This window comes from Geodermatophilus sp. YIM 151500 (assembly GCF_025716945.1).
GTDB lineage: Bacteria > Actinomycetota > Actinomycetes > Mycobacteriales > Geodermatophilaceae > YIM-151500.
This window is the reverse complement of record NZ_JAOVZT010000002.1, coordinates 258240-276124: the sequence shown is the minus strand read 5'-3', so window position 1 is coordinate 276124 and position 17885 is coordinate 258240. Positions and strand designations below refer to the sequence as shown.

Annotated in this window: 12 protein-coding genes and 1 tRNA gene; 5 read left to right on the top strand and 8 right to left on the bottom strand. The window is 75.2% G+C overall.

Features of this window, described 5'->3' with window-relative positions; all coding sequences use genetic code 11:
- The first annotated feature begins 74 nt into the window (after positions 1-74).
- Positions 75-902 (top strand): PIG-L family deacetylase, encoded by an 828-nt coding sequence (locus OF117_RS04850; RefSeq protein ID WP_263551673.1) that lies wholly within the window; start codon positions 75-77, stop codon positions 900-902.
- Here OF117_RS04850 and OF117_RS04845 read toward each other — a convergent pair.
- Positions 874-3819: an ATP-binding protein gene (locus tag OF117_RS04845; RefSeq protein WP_263551672.1), complete on the bottom strand. Its 2946-nt coding sequence runs from the start codon at positions 3817-3819 to the stop codon at positions 874-876. The genes OF117_RS04850 and OF117_RS04845 overlap by 29 nt on opposite strands.
- 198 nt (positions 3820-4017) lie before the next feature.
- Between OF117_RS04845 and OF117_RS04840 the strand changes: the two genes are divergently transcribed.
- Positions 4018-5064, top strand: a complete 1047-nt coding sequence (locus OF117_RS04840; protein WP_263551671.1) for a class I SAM-dependent methyltransferase — start codon at positions 4018-4020, stop codon at positions 5062-5064.
- 114 nt (positions 5065-5178) lie between these two features.
- Here the strand turns inward: OF117_RS04840 and OF117_RS04835 are convergent, their stop codons facing one another.
- The 3 genes from OF117_RS04835 to OF117_RS04825 all read right to left on the bottom strand — a co-directional run bounded on the left by OF117_RS04835 (position 5179) and on the right by OF117_RS04825 (position 9155).
- Positions 5179-6234, bottom strand: a complete 1056-nt coding sequence (locus OF117_RS04835; protein WP_263551670.1) for a class I SAM-dependent methyltransferase — start codon at positions 6232-6234, stop codon at positions 5179-5181.
- 177 nt (positions 6235-6411) lie between these two features.
- Positions 6412-7806, bottom strand: coding sequence for an MFS transporter (locus OF117_RS04830; protein WP_263551669.1), 1395 nt, complete (start codon positions 7804-7806; stop codon positions 6412-6414).
- Positions 7803-9155 (bottom strand): MBL fold metallo-hydrolase, encoded by a 1353-nt coding sequence (locus tag OF117_RS04825; RefSeq protein WP_263551668.1) that lies wholly within the window; start codon positions 9153-9155, stop codon positions 7803-7805. The genes OF117_RS04830 and OF117_RS04825 overlap by 4 nt, the downstream gene beginning before the upstream one ends.
- An 82-nt stretch (positions 9156-9237) precedes the next feature.
- Here OF117_RS04825 and OF117_RS04820 point away from each other — a divergent pair, with 82 nt between their 5' ends.
- Complete coding sequence (locus tag OF117_RS04820; protein WP_263551667.1) at positions 9238-9906, top strand: ArsR/SmtB family transcription factor; 669 nt, start codon at positions 9238-9240, stop codon at positions 9904-9906.
- Between the two features lie 103 nt (positions 9907-10009).
- Positions 10010-10399, top strand: coding sequence for an ester cyclase (locus OF117_RS04815; protein WP_263551666.1), 390 nt, complete (start codon positions 10010-10012; stop codon positions 10397-10399).
- 150 nt (positions 10400-10549) lie between these two features.
- Here the strand turns inward: OF117_RS04815 and OF117_RS04810 are convergent, their stop codons facing one another.
- The 4 genes from OF117_RS04810 to OF117_RS04795 form a co-directional block, all read right to left on the bottom strand.
- Positions 10550-11452: an SDR family NAD(P)-dependent oxidoreductase gene (locus OF117_RS04810; protein WP_263551665.1), complete on the bottom strand. Its 903-nt coding sequence runs from the start codon at positions 11450-11452 to the stop codon at positions 10550-10552.
- 417 nt (positions 11453-11869) lie between these two features.
- Positions 11870-11943, bottom strand: a tRNA-Met gene (locus OF117_RS04805).
- A gap of 74 nt (positions 11944-12017) precedes the next feature.
- Positions 12018-14981, bottom strand: coding sequence for a UPF0182 family protein (locus OF117_RS04800; RefSeq protein ID WP_263551982.1), 2964 nt, complete (start codon positions 14979-14981; stop codon positions 12018-12020).
- Positions 14982-15157: 176 nt separating this feature from the next.
- The gene (locus tag OF117_RS04795) at positions 15158-16180 is read right to left on the bottom strand and encodes a PDZ domain-containing protein (protein ID WP_263551664.1); all 1023 of its coding nucleotides are present in this window, start codon (positions 16178-16180) and stop codon (positions 15158-15160) included.
- A gap of 237 nt (positions 16181-16417) precedes the next feature.
- On the opposite strand from OF117_RS04795, the gene OF117_RS04790 reads away from it, so the two are divergent.
- Complete coding sequence (locus tag OF117_RS04790; protein WP_263551663.1) at positions 16418-17875, top strand: zinc-dependent metalloprotease; 1458 nt, start codon at positions 16418-16420, stop codon at positions 17873-17875.
- The last annotated feature ends 10 nt before the right edge of the window (positions 17876-17885 follow it).

The following is a 17885-nucleotide window of genomic DNA, read 5'->3' as shown; positions in this document are numbered from 1 at the left end:
CGGCCAGGACACCGACGGCCAGGACACCGACGGCCAGGACACCGACGGCGGGGACAGCCGGCCAGGAGGACGACATGCTCGACGACACCGTGCAGACCGTGCCGGCCCGGACGGCAGCCGCACCGGGACACCGCGCGGCGGGCGTGGTCGTCCGGCCCGGCGACGTCGCCGGGCTGGGCACCGTCCTCGGCGTCTGGGCCCACCCCGACGACGAGGCGTACCTGTCCGGCGGGCTCATGGCGATCGCCCGCGAGGCGGGCTCGCGGGTCGTCTGCGTGACGGCGACGCGTGGCGAGCTGGGCACGCCGGATCCGGTGGCCTGGCCACCGGACCGGCTGGGCGCAGCGCGCACCGTCGAACTGGCCCGCTGCCTGGACGTCCTCGGCGTGCGCGAGCACCACTGGCTCGGCTACCACGACGGGGAGTGCTCGTCGGTCCCCGCCGAGGAGGCCGTCGCCCGGGTGGCCGACCTGGTCGGGCGGATCGCCCCGGACACCGTGCTGACGTTCGGCCCGGACGGCATCACCGGCCACCCCGACCACCAGGTGGTCGCGGCGTGGGCGGCCGCGGCGTTCGACCGCGCGGCGCCGTCCGGTGCGCGGTTGCTGCAGGCCGCCGTGCCCGCGCGGCGGGCGCCGCGGTGGAGCGACGTGAGCGCGCGGCTCGGCGTCTACCAGCCCGGCTACCCGGTCACCGTGCCCGACGAGCAGCTCGCGGTCGACCTGGTTCTCCCCCCGGAGACCGCGGCACGCAAGGTGCGGGCCCTGGCGGCGCAGGCGACCCAGACCGCCGGGATCATGGCCGCGATGGGGATCGACGGGTACACGGCGTGGGTCGGCGAGGAGGCGTTCGTCGAGCGGCCCGGGGCGGCCGTCATGACCGGGCGAGGTGCCCGTCGATGACCCGGCGGGCCAGCTCCAGGACGGCGGCCCGGCCGGGCAGGGGCGTGTCCGGCGGAGCGCCCGCGCGCGGCCGGTCGTCGGCCGGGGCGTCCGGAGCGCGGTCGGCCGCGTCGTCGATCGCCGCCGCCGGGCCATCGTCACCGATCCGCCTCAGCAGGTCGGCCAGGTTGCGCAGCGCGACCCACTGGTGGGTCCAGTTGCCGGTGCGGTCGAAGTAGTCGATGACCTCGCGGTATCCGCGCAGCGCCTCGGCCACCCGGCCGGCACGGGCCCGCTCGGCCAGCCGGCCCACCGTCGCCACCCCGACGAGGAAGGTCGCACCCGCGGCGCGGGCCAGGTCGACGGCACTCCGGTAGTGCCGTTCGGCCTCGTCGTGGCGGCCGGCGAGGCTGTCGATCTCGCCGGCGACGTAGTCCCCCCACGCCCGCATGCTGTGCGACACCGCGCCCACCCGGCCCCGGTCGACGAGCGACCGGGCGTGCGCCAGGTCGCCCGCGTAGGCCGTCGCGAGCGCCGCCAGCCCCAGGTTCTCGCGGCCGGTGCCGGCCGCGGCGGCCGCCGCGAGTGCGTGCTCGACGGCCTCGGTGTACGCGCCCCGGGCCAGGGCCACCACCGACAGCGTCGACCGGCAGGCCCAGACGCCGCGGTCGTGGGCGTCGGTGCCGTGGTCCTCGACACCGGATCCCCCGGCACCGGATCCCCCGGCACCGGATTCCTCGGCACCCGGTTCCTCGGCACCGGGGGCTTCGGCGCTGCGCTCGTGGGCGCCGATCCGCAGCCCGGCGCGGGCGAGCCGCTCGGCCGCCGCCCGGTCGCCGCGGTGGTAGGCCGACTCCCCCGCCGTGCCGAGCACGGCCGCCTCGCGCGGGTGCCCGCGCAGCTCCGGGTCGGCCGCCAGCTCCAGCGCCCAGCCGCGCAGCTCGACGAGGTCGCGGTAAGCGATGGCGTCGAACAGCGCGGCCACGATCCCCACCGCCGCGTCGAGCCGTCCCCGGGTGCGCGCCGTCCGCCAGGCCTCCCGCAGGTTGGCCAGCTCGCGGCGCAGGACGGCGTCGGCCCGGGGCTCGTCCGCCGAGTCGAGGGTGTCGCGGATCCACCCGCTCAGGTCGACGGCCCAGCCCAGCAGCGCGTCGGCCGCCTGGTCCTCCTCGCCGGCCGCGGCGAGCCGGTCCAGCCCGAACGCGCGCAGCGCCTCGGGCATGCGGTACCGCGTGCCCGCGGTGAAGTCGACGTCGAGCACCGAGGCGTCGACCAGGTGGGCGAGCACGCTGCCCGGATCGCCGTCCGGGTGCAGCCCGGCGGCGAGCCGCTCCGCGGCGTCGAGGTCGGCGCCGTCGACGAAGACGGCCAGGTGCCGGAACAACCGCTTCTCGTCGTCGGGCAGCAGCTGGTAGGACCACTCGGCGGTGGCGCGCAGCGTGCGGTGCCGGGGGTCGCCGCTGGGGCCGCTCCCGCCCAGCAGGTCCAGCGAGCGGTCGAGGCGGTCCCGCAGGTCGGTGAGGGAGAAGGTGGACAGCCGCCCGGCGGCCAGCTCGATGGCCAGCGGCATGCCGTCGAGGCGGCGGACGACCTCGGCCACGGTGCGCAGCTCCGCCGGCGACGGCGGCGGGCCGGCGCGCACCCGGCGGGCCCGGTCGAGGAAGAGCGCGACGGAGGGGACCGCCGCGAGGTCCGGCTCGGAGTCGGGCAGCGGCAGGGCCGGCAGCCGGAACGCGTACTCCGCGGCGAGGCCGAGGCGCTCGCGGCTGGTCGCCAGGACCGACAACCGGGGGCAGGAGGCCAGCACGGTCGCGACCGTGTCGCGGACCGAGTCGAGCAGGTGCTCGCAGTTGTCGACCACCAGCAGGCCGGGCCGGTCGCCGAGCACGGCGAGGCAGGCGCCCAGGACGTCGCCCTGGACCACCGCCAGGTCCAGGGCGGCCGCCAGCGCGTGCGGAACGGCGGCGGCATCGGACACCGCGGCGAGCGGCAGGACCGTCGCCGTCCCCGCCCGGGCGGCGACCTCGAGGGCGAGCCGGGTCTTGCCGACGCCGCCGGGCCCGACGACGGTGACCAGCCGCTCGGCCCCCAGCAGGCGGCGCAGCGCCGCGACGGAGTCCTCCCGGCCGATCAGCGGTGTGGTCGGCCGTGGGTGCGCCGGCGGGCGGGGCCGGGCCGGCGCCGCGACCCCGCCGGCGATGTCGCGCTCCACGTCGGCCAGCGCCGGTGACGGGTCCAGCCCGGTCTCCTCGGCCAGCCGGCGGCGGTACTCCCGCCCGGCGCGGAGGGCCTCCGGTGCCTGCCCGCAGGCCGCGAGCGCCCGCATCAGGAGCAGGACGGCGGGCTCGCGCAGCGGGTCGTCGGCCAGGGACTCCCCCGCGAGGCCCAGCACCTCGCCGGCCCGGCCGGCGGCGATCGCGGCCGCGACCAGCGCGTCGGTCACCTCGCCGTGGAGGCGGCGGCAGGCCTCCGCGGCGACGGCGACCGGCTCGACGTCGGTGAGGTCGGGCAGGACCGGACCGTGCCACAGGGCGTGCGCCTCCTGCAGCAGGGTGAGCGCGCTCGCCGGGTCCCGGCCCTCCGCCGCCCGAGCGGCCGCCAGCAGGGCCCGGGCGCGCGCGAGGTCGAGGTCGCCGTCCCGGAGGACGAGCCGGTACCCCTCGTGCCCGGTCTCCAGCCGCTCCGCGGCCGGCCCGAGGTGGCCGCGCAGCCGGAAGACGTGGCTGTGCAGCGCCTGCCGACCCGACTCCGGCGCCTCCGCCGGCCAGAGCGCGTCCACCAGGGACCCGATCGGCACGGTCCGGCCCTCGGCCAGGGCCAGCAGCGCGAGCACCGCCCGCCGCTTCGGGCCGCGGACCTCGACGTCGGCGCCGTCGACGACCAGCCGCAGCGGCCCGAGCACCTCGACCCGCACCGGGGTCGCCGTCTGCCCGGTCATGCCCACCTCCGCGCGCGCACCGCCCAGCATGCCGGTGGAACCGGCCGCGGCGGGAGCCCTGCGGGCCCGACCGGCGGCCGGCCGGTCGCGATCAGCCAGCGGTCAGCCGCGTGGCAGCGCGTGCCAGCGCCGTGGAAGCCGGGCGGTCGAGGGTTCCTCCCGACCGGCAGGTGCCGGCCGGACGGAGGAGGAGACAGGATGGACCAGAGCAAGCTGACGGAGTTCCTCGGGCGGTTCGTCGCGGACGCCGGCGCGACGGGAGCGACCGGCGGGGTCGTGATCGGGGACCGGCTGGGCCTCTACCGCTCCCTCGCCGAGGGCCCCGCCACCCCCGAGCAGTTCGCCGCGCGCACGGGCTGCGCCGAGCGGTACCTGACCGAGTGGATGCGGGGGCAGGCGGCCGGGGGGTATGTCAGCTACGACCCGGCGACGGGCGCGTTCTACCTCACGGAGGAACAGGCCTTCTGCCTGGCCGACCCGCGTGGCCCCAACTTGCCCGCGGCGTTCCGCATCATGCTCGGGTACCTGCGCGACGAGCCGAAGCTCACCGAGGCGTTCCGCACCGGTGCCGGCATCGGGTGGCACGAGCACGAGGAGGACGTCTTCGTCGGGTGCGACGCGTTCTTCCGCCCCGGTTACGTCACCGAACTGGTGCAGAACTGGATTCCCGCGCTGGACGGCGTCGAGGCCAAGCTGACCGCCGGGGCCAAGGTGGCCGACGTCGGTTGCGGCTTCGGCTCGTCGTCCGTGCTCATCGCCGAGGCGTACCCGCGGACCACGGTCGTGGGCTCGGACTACCACGCCGAGTCGATCGAGCAGGCCCGCAAGCACGCCGCGGAGGCCGGGGTGGCCGACCGGGTCACCTTCGAGGTGGCCTCGGCGCAGACCTTCACCGGCGCCGGCTACGACCTGGTGGCCATGTTCGACGCGCTGCACGACATGGGCGACCCGGTGGGGGCGGCGCGGCAGATCCGGGAGGCGCTGGCTCCCGACGGCACCTGGCTGCTCGTGGAGCCGTTCGCGTCCGACCGCGTCGAGGACAACTTCAACCCCGTGGGCAGGCTCTACTACGCCGGATCGCTGTTCCTGTGCGTGCCGAACGGGCTCTCGCAGCCTGGTGGCCACTCGCTCGGCGCCCAGGCCGGCGAGGCGCCCATCCGCCAGGTGGCCGCCGAGGCGGGCTTCACCCGGTTCCGGGTGGCCGCGCAGTCGCCGTTCAACGTGGTGTACGAGATCCGGCCCTGACGGCCGACCGGCACCGTGCCGGGACCGCCGCCCGCGGGCGGCCGGGCGGCGGCGCCGGGGAGCTCGGAGCCCCGGTCCTCGGCGAGGACCGGGGCTCCGCACGGGGCCGGACGGTCAGGCCCGCGCCTCCAGCACGAGGTTGAAGGGCGTCTCGGCCGCCCGCCGGACCCGGCCGAATCCGGCGTCGTGCAGCAGGTCGGTCAGCGCGGCCTCGCCCGCCTGTGCGCCGAGGGCGGTCCGGGGTTCCTCCGACATGGAGTGCGCGACGCAGATGACCGTGGAGGCTCCGTAGTACAGCCGTCCCACCGGGTTGAGGTTCTCCTCCACCCGGTCACCGGCCATCGGCTCCACGAGCAGGAGCGTTCCGTCGTCCCCCAGCGCAGCGCGGATGTGCTTCGCCGCGCCCGAGGGGTCGGGCATGTCGTGGAGCGCGTCGAAGATCGTGACCAGGTCGTAGCCGGCGCCGGGGAAGTCGGCGGCGGACGCCACCTCGAAGGAGACCCGGTCGGCGAGCCCGGCGTCGACGGCCCGCTTGCGGGCCAGGTCGACCGACGCGGGGTGGTAGTCGAAGCCGGTGATCTCGGAGGCCGGGAAGGCCTCGGCCATGAGCAGGGTCGACGCGCCGTGCCCGCAGCCGACGTCGGCCACGCGGGCGCCGGACCGGAGCCTGGCCTCGACGCCGTCGAGGGCGGGGATCCACGCGGAGACGAGGTTCATCACGTAGCCCGGGCGGAAGAACCGCTCGGTGCCCTCGAACAGCGCGGGGTCGTGGTCGTGCCACGGGAAGCCACCGCCGGTGCGGAAGGCCTCGGTGATCCGTTCGATGTTCTTGGCCACCGCGACGGGGATGTGGAAGGCCGCCGCCGCTTGCATGCCGTCCGGTGCTGCGAGGAGGAACGCCTGCTCCTCCGTCAGCGAGTAACGGCCGCTGCCGGGGTCGTAGGTCACGTAGCCGCCGGCGGCCTGGCCGGCCAGCCACTCCCGGACGTATCGCTCCGCGACACGCGCCTCGGACGCCACGTCCTCCGGCTTGGCGGGCATGGTCATCTGCAGCGCCCGGTACAGCCCCAACCGATCGCCGAGGATCGCGTTCAGGGCCTGGAAGCTGCCACCCACGTCGGTGACGAAGCGGCCCAGCAGATCGTCGAGCTTGTTCTGGTCGAGAGCCATGAGGACCTCCTGGTGGGGACCCACGGGGCTGGAGGCCAGGTGGTGGGGTGCCGCCGTAGGAGCGGGGATGGGAGGGGCTGCTTCCTCCCGGGTGCGGCGGCACCGCGTGCCCGCCCCGTCGGGTGCAGGCACTGTTCCGCCGACCGGCCGTCGGGGTCAACGAGCGCGGCAGCGATGTCAAGCGATGTCATCGGTTCGTCGGGTCCCCCCGGGAGGACAGCGGTCGACATCCCGCCCCGACCACGCCACCGGTGCCGCCGGGTCCACGGCGGTCGCCGGTCGCCGGTGGGTCTCGTACATGCGCACCGCCACGACCGCGCCGGAGGCGGCGGTGAGCGCGGCGACGACCCAGACGGCGGCGACCAGGCCGAGGGCGTCGGCGACGACGCCGGCCAGCACCGCACCCACGGCGAACCCGCCGTCGCGCCACAGCCGGTACACCCCGATCGACCGGGCCCGCCAGGCCGGGTGGGCGACGTCGCCGATCGCGGCGAGCAGCGTCGGGTAGACCATCGCGGTGCCGGCGCCGAGCAGCACGGCCGCGACCGCCCAGGTGCCGAACGTGGTGCCGAGCGCGACCAGCCCCAGCGCGACGGCCTGGACCCACATGCCCGCGACGATGAGCCGCTTGCGGCCGAGCCGGTCCGAGACCGCGCCGGTGACCAGCTGCCCGGCTCCCCAGACGGCCGGGTACAGCGCCACCAGCACACCGATCTGGCCCACGGGAAGCCCCCGCGCGGCGAACAGCAGCGGGAAGATGCCCCAGGCCAGGCCGTCGTTGAGGTTGTTGACCAGGCCGGCCTGGCTGACCGCCGACAGCGCCCTCTCGCGGAACGAGGTGAGGACGGCGACCTGCCGGGTGGACAGCTCGCCGCCGGCGTGGACGGAGGTGGCGGCCTCCAGGCGGGCGTGGTCGCGGGTCTCGCGCACGGCCAGCCCGGACAGGCCGAGGCCGAGGGCGATCACGGCGGCGCCGAACAGGAACGGTGCGGGCCGCAGGCCGTGCGCGGCCGCGAGCCAGCCGGTGACCAGCGCGGCCAGGGCCACCGCGCCGTACCCGCTCGCCTCGTTCAGCCCGAGGGCCAGGCCGCGGCGGGCCGGACCGACCAGGTCGATCTTCATGATCACGGTGGTCGACCAGGTCAGCCCCTGGTTGACGCCGAGCAGCACGTTGGCGGCGATCACCCACCACCAGCTCGGGCCCCAGATCAGCATCGCCGGTACCGGCAGCGCGACCAGCCAGCCGGCCACGAGCACCGGCTTGCGACCGAACCGGTCCGACCAGGTGCCGGCGAAGAAGTTGGTGCCCGCCTTCACCAGCCCGAATACGAGGATGTACGTGAGCGCCGCGCTGTACCCGCCGAGCCGGAACTCCTGCTCCGCCAGCAGGGGGAGGACGGTGCGCTCCTGGCCGAGGGTGGCGCCGACGAGGGCGTTGACCACGACCAGCAGCAGGAACTGGGGCAGGTTCGCGCGCAGACCCAGCCGCACGGGCGTCCCCCGGGGGACCGGCTCCCCCGCCGCGCCGGCGGTGGCTCCGGCCGCCGCAGTCGCGGGGAGGGGAGCGCTCACACGGTCGCCTCCAGGGGGTGACCGGTCACCTTCGCCCAGTCCTCGGCGCCGGCGGTGAGCACCGCGATGCCGGAGTGGCCGGCGCGTTCCAGCACGCTGGCGGCGGTGGTGGCGCGCTCGCCGTGCGCGCACATGGTCACGAGCGGCCCGGGTGGCAGGTCGGCGTCCGGCAGCGCACCGAGCTCGACGTGCCGCGCGGCCGGCAGGTGCCCGGCGGCGTACTCCCGGTCCTGCCGGACGTCGAGCACCCGGGCCGGGTCCACCTGGTCGGGGCCCACCCGTGGCACGGTGGCGAGCGGCTGCCCGGCGCCGGCCCAGGCGGTCATCCCACCCGCCAGCTCACCGGCGAGGACGTCGTGGCCGATCTTGCGGGCCTGCCAGACGACCTCGTCGGGGTCCTGCTCCGCGGCGCGCACGAACACGAGGGGTGTGGTCGGGTCGGGCACCAGCCAGCCCAGCCACGTGGCGAAGACCGGGCGCAAGCTGATCGCCAGCGCCCCGGGGACGTGGCCTGCGGCGTACGCCGCCGGTGGGCGGACGTCGACCACCACGGCCCCCGCGGCGCGCAGGGCGAGGACCCGCTCGACCGCGAGCGGCGGCAGGGCGGCGTCGGTCGGCAGCGGCGACGGGCCGCGCCGGTTGACCTCGGCGAGCCGCCGGAAGTACGCCGGGAAGGTGCCGAGGCTGCCGAGCAGCCGGCTGACGAAGGCGTCCTCGTCCGGTGCGGTCAACAGCGGGTTGACCAGCTTCTCCCGGCCGATGCTGCTGCTGCGGGCGGCGCCGGGCGGGGCGGAGCAGAACGAGCCGGCGCCGTGGGTCGGCCACACCCGCACGTCGTCGGGCAGCGTGGCCAGTCGGCGCAGCGACGCGTACTGCGCGCGGGCGAGCTCCTCGGCGCGGTCCGGGTCGACGAGGTCGGTGCGGGCGGCGGCGCCGACGATCAGCGAGCCGCCGGTGAAGACCCCGATCGGGCGGTCGCCGTCCGACAGCAGGTAGGCCAGGTGCTCGTCCGTGTGCCCCGGCGTGCCCAGCGCGCGGAGGGTCGACCCGCCCAGGTCGACCACGTCGCCGTCGCGCAGGCCGCGGTGGCCGTAGGCCCGCCCTCCCGCCGCGGAGGCGAGCAGCTGGGCTCCGCCGGCGGCGAGGTCGACCGCGCCGGTCACGAAGTCGGCGTGCAGGTGCGTGTCCGCCGCGTAGGCCACCGTCCAGCCGCGCTCCCCCGCGGCCGCCCGCACCGCGCGCAGATCGCGACTGGCGTCGACGACGAGCGCCCGCCCCTCTCCCAGCCCGACCAGCCAGGTCGTGTTGCCCAGGCCGCCGTCCGCGACCGGGACGAGCTCCGGCGCCATGACGCCTCCTCGGTCGAGGGATGCTCGAACGATGTCGCGGGCCGCGTACGCTGTCAAGCGATCGCTTGAACAAGGGGCTGACGTGGGGGATCGGCAGGCGAAGGACGCGCTGTACGAGGCCCTGGCCTCGGTCGGGAAGGCGTTGGGCAACGGGCGTCGGGCCGAGTTGGTCGACGTCCTCGCCCAGGGCGAGCGCTGTGTGGAGGAGCTGGCCGGCGAGATCGGTCAGTCCGTGGCGAACACCAGCCAGCACCTGCAGTTCCTGTTGCGCGCCGGGCTGGTCCGCACCCGGCGCGACGGCCCGCGGGTGCGCTACTCGCTGACCAGCGAGGCGGTCGGCGCGCTGTGGCGGGCGATGCGCGAGGTCGCCCACGAGCACGTGGCCCGGGTCGACGACCTGGCCGCCGGCTACCTCGGCGACCGGTCGCACCTGGTCACGATCAGCCGCGAGGAGCTGCTGGCGCGGATGCGAGCCGGGGAGGTCGTCGTCCTCGACGTCCGGCCGCCGGCCGAGTACGCCGCCGGTCACCTGCCCGACGCGGTCAACGTCCCGCCCGACGAGCTCGGGGCCCGGCTGGCCGACCTGCCCGCCGGCCGGCCGGTCGTGGCGTACTGCCGCGGGCCGCTGTGCGCCTACGCCGACGCCGCCGTGCGCGCCCTGGCGGCCGCCGGCCGGCCGGCGCTGCGGCTGGTCGACGGGCTGCCGGAGTGGGCGGCCGCCGGCCTGCCCGTCGTCAGGGCGTCGGCATGACCGGCTGCCCCGGCCGCCCCGGTGACGCGACGGCCGCCCGTGCGGTGCGGCACGCCGCTGCGACCGTCGGCTGCACAGGCCCGACCGGACGCCGGCGGCGCGGGTGAGCGCCGAGGAGAACAAGCTGCTGGTCGCCCGCGCTGTCGCCGAGGTCATCAACGGCGGCGACCTCGACGCGATCGACGAGCTCTACGCGCCGGAGATCGCGAAGGCGGCGAAGGACTGGGTGGCGCCGTTCCGGATCGCTTTCCCCGACGTGCGGATGGAGACCGTCGCCCTGGTCGGCGAGGGCGACACGGTCGTCGGAGAGTTCCGCTGCTCGGGCACGCACACCGGGCCGTGGAGGGGCGGACCGCCCACCGGCCGGGCCTTCCGCGACGTCCGCGAGGTCTACTGGTTCACCGTCCGCGGTGGCCGGATCGTCGAATGGTGGGGGTTGGAGGACGACGACGACCGGCGCCGACAACTCCGCGGCCCGGCCGGCACCAGATGACGGCCCGCGGGCTCCTGCGTTCTCCTGGCCGCGCCGGCCGACATCGGCGGCTGCTGGCTGGGCGTGCGGGAGCACGGAGGTCGGTCGTCGATCGGCGCCGGCGCGATCGGGCCCTCCGCAGCATCTCGTCCGGCGGGTTGGCCGCTTCGGTCAACGGGGTGGGCCTCTCTCGGCCGGGTGCGGCAACTCCTCGGCGGTCACGTCGGTCCTCGGCGCGGCGACCCGGCCGCGTCGGATCCGCACGAGGTCCGGGTCCCGCGCGGCCATCGCTGCACCGAGGCGCATCAGCAGCGACGGGGACAGACGCATCAGCCACCACGGGATGCGCGCCTGCCGAGGTGCGACGATGACCGCCCGGTTCCGGTCGACACCCCGGAGAACGTCGAGCGCCAGGGCGTCGGCGCTGTAGAGCCGCCCTCCGCTCATCCTGGTGACGAGCGCGCGGGCGTCCACGCCCTCGGCGCCGGGCACGCGGGGCAGGTCCGGCGACATGCCCTTGTCCAGGATCGGGGTGTCCACACCACCTGGGCAGACCACGCTGACCTTGACCCCCCGGGCCGCGCCCTCGCCGCGCAGGCTCAGCGAGAGCCCGACCACGGCCCACTTCGTCGTGCCGTACGGCGCGGACCCCGGTGCGGGCAGCAAGCCGGCGAGGGAGGCGGTGTTCACGATGTGCCCGGACCCCTGCCGGACCATCACCGGGTAGGCCGCGTGCACCCCGTGCACCACCCCGCGCAGATTGACGTCGATGGCCCGCTCCCAGTGCGCCAGCGTCAACTCCTCGGCGGGGCCGCCCATCCCGACGCCGGCGTTGTTGAACATCAGGTCCAGCCGGCCGCGCCTGTCCACGGTGCCGGTGACCAACGTGGTGACCGCCGCCGCCTCGCGCACGTCGATGCCGGCCGCCGAAGCCGTGCCGGGGCCGAGGGCGGTGAGCTGCTCGGCGACATCGGTGGCGGCACCGCCGTCGACGTCGGCGAGCACCACGTCGTCCCCTCGCCGCACGAGCGCCGCACCCAGCGCACGCCCGATGCCGGACGCCCCTCCGGTCACGATCGCCACCCGAGGCATGCCGCACCCCTCTCGTCTGGGCCGGCGCCCGACGGACACCGGCACGGGCACCCTCCCCCGAGGCTGCGCGGAGGACCATCCCCGCGCCCCCGGCAGGCTGCGAGGAGGCCTCGACCACCCGGGCGTCGGCGCGCAGGGTCGCAGCGTCATGAGCCGCCACGTGTGGTGGCTCCCGCCGTCCGAGGGACGACGCCGTTCACGAGCGCGGCTCACGGTGACCTGACATCGACAGTGAGACGGGTCGACGGCGCACGCTCCGACGGGCGCTGAACGGGGGATACGTGCCGTTGCTGGATCGCCCCGGGCGGTGCTCGCAGAAGTGACCCGTCAGGGGGCGAGGACGTCTCGCCGTCAGATGCGACGAGGGCCAGCGCGGTTGCGCTGGCCCTCGTCGGGAAGTAGCGGGGGCAGGATTCGAACCTGCGACCTCTGGGTTATGAGCCCAGCGAGCTACCGAGCTGCTCCACCCCGCGTCGGTGGTTCCACTGTACCAGCCCCGCGGGGTCGGGGGGCGCCGGTTCCGGTGCCCCCCCGACCCCGGCGCGGGTCAGCCGGTCGGGGACGCCGCCGCCGGCGGGCCACCCGGCTGGATCTGCTGGTAGGCCTCGGTCGCCGCCTGCAGGTCCTCCAGTGCCTGGCCCTGCGCCGCGAAGTCGCCGTTGCGCTGGGCCTCCTCGAGCGCGGCGAGCGCGGCGTTGATGTCGGCGATCGCCTGCGCCAGGTCGGGGCTGGGCGCGGCCTCGCCCCCGTCGGCCGGCGCCTCGGTCGCCGGGGCGTCGGGGGTGGGGCTCGGCTGGGCGTCGTCCGTGGCGGTGTCGGCGACGTTGTCGGCATCGGTGGCCTGCTCGCCCACCCCCGCGCCGAAGACCTGGTCGAGCGCCTCGGACAGGGTGTCGGCGTAGCCGATCCGGTCGGCGAAGTTGACCAGCACCTTCTGCAGCAGCGGGAAGGAGTTCTCCCCCGACCCGCGCACGTACAGCGGCTCGACGTAGAGCAGGCCGTCACCGCCGATCGGCAGGGTCAGCAGGTTCCCGAACACCGCGCTGGAGTTCTCGCTGTTGAACAGCGTGAGGTCCGGCCGCACCTGGTTGTTGGTCAGGAAGGCGTTCTGCACCTGGCGCGGCCCGCGGAACGGCGTGTTGCCCGGCAGCTCCAGCACCTGGATCTCGCCGTAGGTGTCCGGCGCGCTCGATGCCGAGACGAACGCCGACAGGTTGTCGCGCCGGAACGCGTTGAGCGCGCTGGTGAGCTGGAAGCTCGCCCGCTCGTCGCCGGGCCGCTGCGCCAGGATGTAGTACGGCGGCTGGTCCTGCTCGGTCGCGTTGCTCTGCGTCGGGTCGGCCGAGACCTGCCAGCGGTCGCTCTGGTTGTAGAAGTCGACCGGGTCCTCCACGTGGTAGCGGGTCAGGATCTCCCGCTGCACCTTGAACAGGTCCTCCGGGTACCGGACGTGGTCGACCAGCTCTTCGGGCATCTCTTCGCGCGGCGTGATCACGCCCGGGAAGGCCTTCATGAAGGTCTTCAGCACCGGGTCCTGCTGGTCCCACTCGTAGAGGGTCACCGTGCCGTCGTAGGCGTCGACGGTCGCCTTCACCGAGTTGCGGATGTAGTTGATCAGCTCGTCGGGCAGCGCCGTCGTGCCGGTGCCGGTCAGCGCGTCCGAGGCCGCCTCGCCCAGCTCCATGAGCTCGGAGTACGGGTAGGCGTCCGAGGTCGTGTAGGCGTCGAGGATCCAGCTGACCCTGCCGCCGATGACCGCCGGGTACGGGTCGCCGTCGACCTGGAGGAACGGCGCGGCCTTCTCCACGCGGGCCAGCGGGTCGCGGACGTAGAGCACCTTCGAGGCCTCGTTCACCGCGCCGGAGAGCAGGAAGTTCCGCTCCCGGTAGTAGATGGCGTAGGTCAGCTGGCGGAAGAAGCTGCCGATCTCGACGCCGCCCTCGCCGTCGTAGGTGTTGTTGATCTGCCGCTCGTCCGAGCCGCCCTCGGGCAGGTCGAACTCACGCGGCTCGGCCCCCTCCGGGGCGCCCACCACGGAGTAGTCCTCCATCAGCTCGCCGTAGTAGATCCGCGCCTGCTCGACGTCGATGTTGCCGGTGGTGGGCAGGTCACCGGTCGTGAAGTTGGGCTCGCCGCCCTCCTGACCGGCGATGACCTCGTTGGCCGGTGCGGCCACGAAGCCGTTGCCGTGGGTGAACACGGTGTGCCGGTTGATCCACGACGACTGGTTGTCCGACAGGCTGGCGCTGTCGAGCTCGCGGACGGCGACGACGTAGTCCTGGGTCTGCCCGTCGACCGTGTAGCGGTCGATGTCCAGCTTCTCCGGGAAGCCGTACACGTTGCGGATCTGCTGGCGCGCCGTGAACGTGTCCGACAGCACGTTGGGGTCCAGCAGCCGCGCGTTCGGGATGGTCTCGGTGTCGTTGCGCAGGTCGGCCACCACGACCTCGGGGTCGACCTCGGAGCCCTCGGAGCTCTGCGCGTACTGGATGTAGTCGACGTCGGAGAGGTTGTAGGCGTCCAGCGTCGACCCGATGGCCCGCTCGATGTAGGGCGCCTCCCGCTGGTCGGCGCTGGGCCGGACGACGAACTGCTGCACGATCGCCGGGTAGGCCACGCCGATGACCAGGCTGGAGACCAGCAGCAGCACCAGGGCCATGGCCGGCAGCACGAAGTTGCGGACGACGATGTTCGCGAAGAACGCCAGCGCGCACGCGGCGGCGACGAACACGAGGATCGTCTTGGGCACCAGCAGCGCGTTGACGTCGGTGTAGCTGGCGCCGGTGAAGACGTCACCGCGGTCGGAGTAGACCAGCCCGTAGCGGTCGAGCCAGTAGGCGACGGCCTTGAGCGCCACGAACACGCCCAGCAGCACCGACAGCTGGACCCGCGCCGCGGCGGTGAGCTTCTGCCCGGGCGTCTGCAGCCGCAGCCCGCCGAACACGTAGTGGGTGAGCACCGAGCCGATGAGCGCCAGCAGCACGATGGCGAAGCCGAAGCCCAGCACCAGCCGGTAGAAGGGGTAGTCGAAGACGAAGAACGAGATGTCCAGCCCGAACTGCGGGTCGTCCCGGCCGAAGTCGGTGCCGTTGCGGTAGGTGAGCCAGGTCTCCCAGCTGCCCTGCGCGGTGAATCCGGCGAACAGTCCGAGGACGACGCCGACGCCGGTGAGCACCAGGCCGCGGCGCGGCTCGAGCGACTGGCGGTAGCGCTCCAGGTTCTGCTGCTCGAGCGACATCGGCCGGAACGTCGGCCGGAAGCGGTAGGCGAGGTAGACCGCCAGTGCCACCAGGCCGCCGGTGGCCACGCCGGCCACGGCGAACAGCAGCAGGCGGGTCTGGAGCTCGGTCCAGAACACCTCGGTGAAGCCGGTCTCGTCGAACCACAGGTAGTCGACGTAGACGTTGGTGAGGGTGCCGATCGCCGTGAACAGCACGAGCAGCACGGCGATGGCCCCGATGACCAGCTTCGCGCGTCGCGACAGCGTCGGTACCGACACGGGGGGCCGCATGGCCACGAGCGGTCTCCTTCAGGTGCTAGGCGCGGGCGGGGCCGCGCTCCGGTCGACCGGGAGCGGTCGGGTCGTCGTCCGAGCCGGGGCGTCGGCGCCGGCCGTCCTCCGGGACGGCGGTTCCCCCTCCACAACGCGCCGGGCGGCGAGGGGTTCCCGGCCGGCGGCGCCGGCGATCAGCACGGGGTGGGCGCCTCCCCGGCCCGGAGGTCCTCCAGGGCCTGCAGGGCGTCGTCGAGGGTGGCCACCCGGGCGGTGCGCAGTCCCGGCCGGTCGGCCAGCAGCGCCTCCTCGCAGTTGGCCTCGGGCACGAGGAACAGCTCGGCACCGGCGTCGTCGGCGGCGACCATCTTCAGCCCGATACCGCCGATCGGGCCGACGGTGCCGTCGGCGTCGATGGTGCCGCTGCCGGCGACCAGGGCACCGCCGGTGAGGTCCTCCTCGCTGAGCACGTCGATGATGCCCAGGGTCAGCATCAGGCCGGCCGACGGGCCGCCCACCTTCTCCGCCTGGACGTCGACGTCGAAGGGAGCCGAGGGCACCTGGCGGACCGTCACCCCGAGCAGCGATCCCTGCCGCTCCTCGGCGGCACCGGTGGTGATGGTGGCCGCGCCCGGTTCGCCCAGCCGGGTGTACCGGACCTCGACCTCCGTGCCGGCCGGGATCGAGGTCAGCACCTCGGTCAGCGTGTCGAGGTCGGGCGTCGGGCGGCCGTCCACGGCCTCGACCGCGTCGCCCTCCTCCAGCAGCCCCTCGGACGGCGAGTCGTCGGCGAGCCCGGCGACGACCACCTTCTCCGGGTACCCCAGGTGCTCCATCGCCACCGCCTCCGCCGCCTGGCCGGAGGTGAGGAACGCCTCCCGGTTGGCCTCCCGCGTCTGCTCCGGCGTGAGGTCGGGCGGGTACACCGTCTCCTCCGGCACGATGCTGGTCTCGTCGTCGAACCAGCCGCGGATGGCCTGGACGAGGCTGATCCCGCCGCGGCTGACGTAGACGGTGGTGAAGTTCAGGTTGCCGTCGGACTCGTCGCGCTCTCGGCCGTTGACGCTGATCACCGGTTCGCCGTCGATGTCACCGAGCGTGTCGTAGGTCGGGCCGGGGATCTGCGCCACGTACGGCACCGGGACGGCGGAGCCGAGCAGCCCGAAGAGCACGAGCAGCACCGAGGCTGCGGTCAGGACGGCGGTCCGCCGCGTCACGTCTCCTCCTCGCCGGCGATCGTCGGAGCCGTGCCCACGGTGCCCCGTGGCCGCGCAGCACGCTGTCCGTGACCGCGCAGGCCCGGTCACGACCGGCCAGCCTATGCCGCCCGCGCCGGCGGGTGCCGCCGGCCGGCGGTGCGGACCGCCCTCCGCCCGCTCGGGCGCCGTTCCGCCCGGAGCGGACGGCGGGCAGGCGGCCCACCCCGGCGGTGATCACGCGTCTACCGTGGACGCATGAGCGACCTGCCGTTCGGCTTCGGGCTCCCCGACCGCGATCCCGAGCGCCGGGACGAGGGGGGCACCCCCGGGCCGGCCGACCCCTTCGGCCTCGGCGCGCTCTTCGGCGGAGGCGCCGCCGGCGGTGGCTCGCCGGACGACCTCCTCGGCAAGATGCCGCTGTTCGCCGAGCTGCAGAAGCTGATGAGCTGGTCGGGCGGGCCGGTGAACTGGGACCTCGCCCGGCAGGGCGCGATCAGCCAGCTCGCCGCCGGCCACCAGCCCACCTCGGAGGCCGAGCGCACCGCTGTCGCGGAGGCGCTGCGGCTGGCCGACCTCTGGCTGGACGAGGTCACCGAGCTGCCGTCGGGCATCGACCGGCCGCTGGCGTGGTCCCGCGTCGAGTGGGTGGAGCAGACCCAGCCGGCCTGGGCCGCGCTGGTCGACCCGCTGGCCGAGAAGGTGGTCGCGGCCATGACCGGGGCACTGCCCGCCGAGGCGGCGGCGATGGCCGGCCCGCTGGCCGGGATCATGGGGCGGATGGGCGGCCTCATGTTCGGCGCCCAGGTCGGCCAGGCGCTCGGCCGGCTCGCCGACGAGGTGCTCACCAGCACCGACGTCGGGATCCCGCTCGCGCCCGCGGGCGCCGGTGTGCTGGTCCCGCAGAACGCCGCGGAGTTCGCCGCCGGGCACGACCGTCCGGCCGACGAGGTGCGCCTGTTCCTCGCGCTGCGCGAGGCGGCCGCCCAGCGGCTGTTCGGGCACGTGCCGTGGCTGCGCCAGCAGCTGCTCGACGCGGTCCACGCCTACGCCCGGGGCATCACCATCGACCGCGAGGCGATCGAGCGCGGCATCGCCGAGGCGATGGGCGGGATGGGCGGCCCCGGCGGGATGGGCGGCATCGACCCGAGCGACCCGGAGAGCATCCAGCGGCTGCTCGGCAGCGGGCTGCTCGAACCGGAGGAGACACCTGAGCAGCAGATGGCCCTGCGCCGGCTGGAGACGCTGCTGGCGCTGGTCGAGGGCTGGGTGGACACGGTCGTGACCGCCGCCGCCGGCGAGCGGCTGCCCGGCTCCGCCGCGCTGGCCGAGACGATGCGGCGGCGCCGCGCCTCGGGCGGGCCGGCCGAGCAGACCTTCGCGTCCCTGGTGGGCCTGCAGCTGCGGCCGCGCCGGCTGCGCGACGCGGCGACGGTCTGGGCCGCGCTGGGCCAGCAGCACGGCATCGCCGACCGCGACCGCCTGTGGTCGCACCCCGACCTGCTGCCGACGTCCCACGATCTCGACGAGCCGATGGACTTCGTCGCCCGCCAGGGCATGGACGACGCCCTCGCCGCGCTGACCGCCGAGGAGGGCGGCCCCGACGCCCCGGAGCCCGGCGACACCCCCGAGCGGAGCCCGGGCACGTCGGCACCGCCGGAGGCCCCGGCGGACGACGACGGGCCCGCTCCGGAGGGCGGCGCCCCCCGGAGCTGAGCCGGCGTCG

Coding starts and splice junctions, on each gene's coding strand:
- OF117_RS04825 (WP_263551668.1), bottom strand. CDS start 9,155: ATGGCGCCGGAGCTCGTCCCGGTCGCGGACGGCGGCCTGGGCAACACG.
- OF117_RS04790 (WP_263551663.1), top strand. CDS start 16,418: ATGAGCGACCTGCCGTTCGGCTTCGGGCTCCCCGACCGCGATCCCGAG.
- OF117_RS04835 (WP_263551670.1), bottom strand. CDS start 6,234: ATGGCTCTCGACCAGAACAAGCTCGACGATCTGCTGGGCCGCTTCGTC.
- OF117_RS04845 (WP_263551672.1), bottom strand. CDS start 3,819: ATGACCGGGCAGACGGCGACCCCGGTGCGGGTCGAGGTGCTCGGGCCG.
- OF117_RS04800 (WP_263551982.1), bottom strand. CDS start 14,981: ATGCGGCCCCCCGTGTCGGTACCGACGCTGTCGCGACGCGCGAAGCTG.
- OF117_RS04840 (WP_263551671.1), top strand. CDS start 4,018: ATGGACCAGAGCAAGCTGACGGAGTTCCTCGGGCGGTTCGTCGCGGAC.
- OF117_RS04850 (WP_263551673.1), top strand. CDS start 75: ATGCTCGACGACACCGTGCAGACCGTGCCGGCCCGGACGGCAGCCGCA.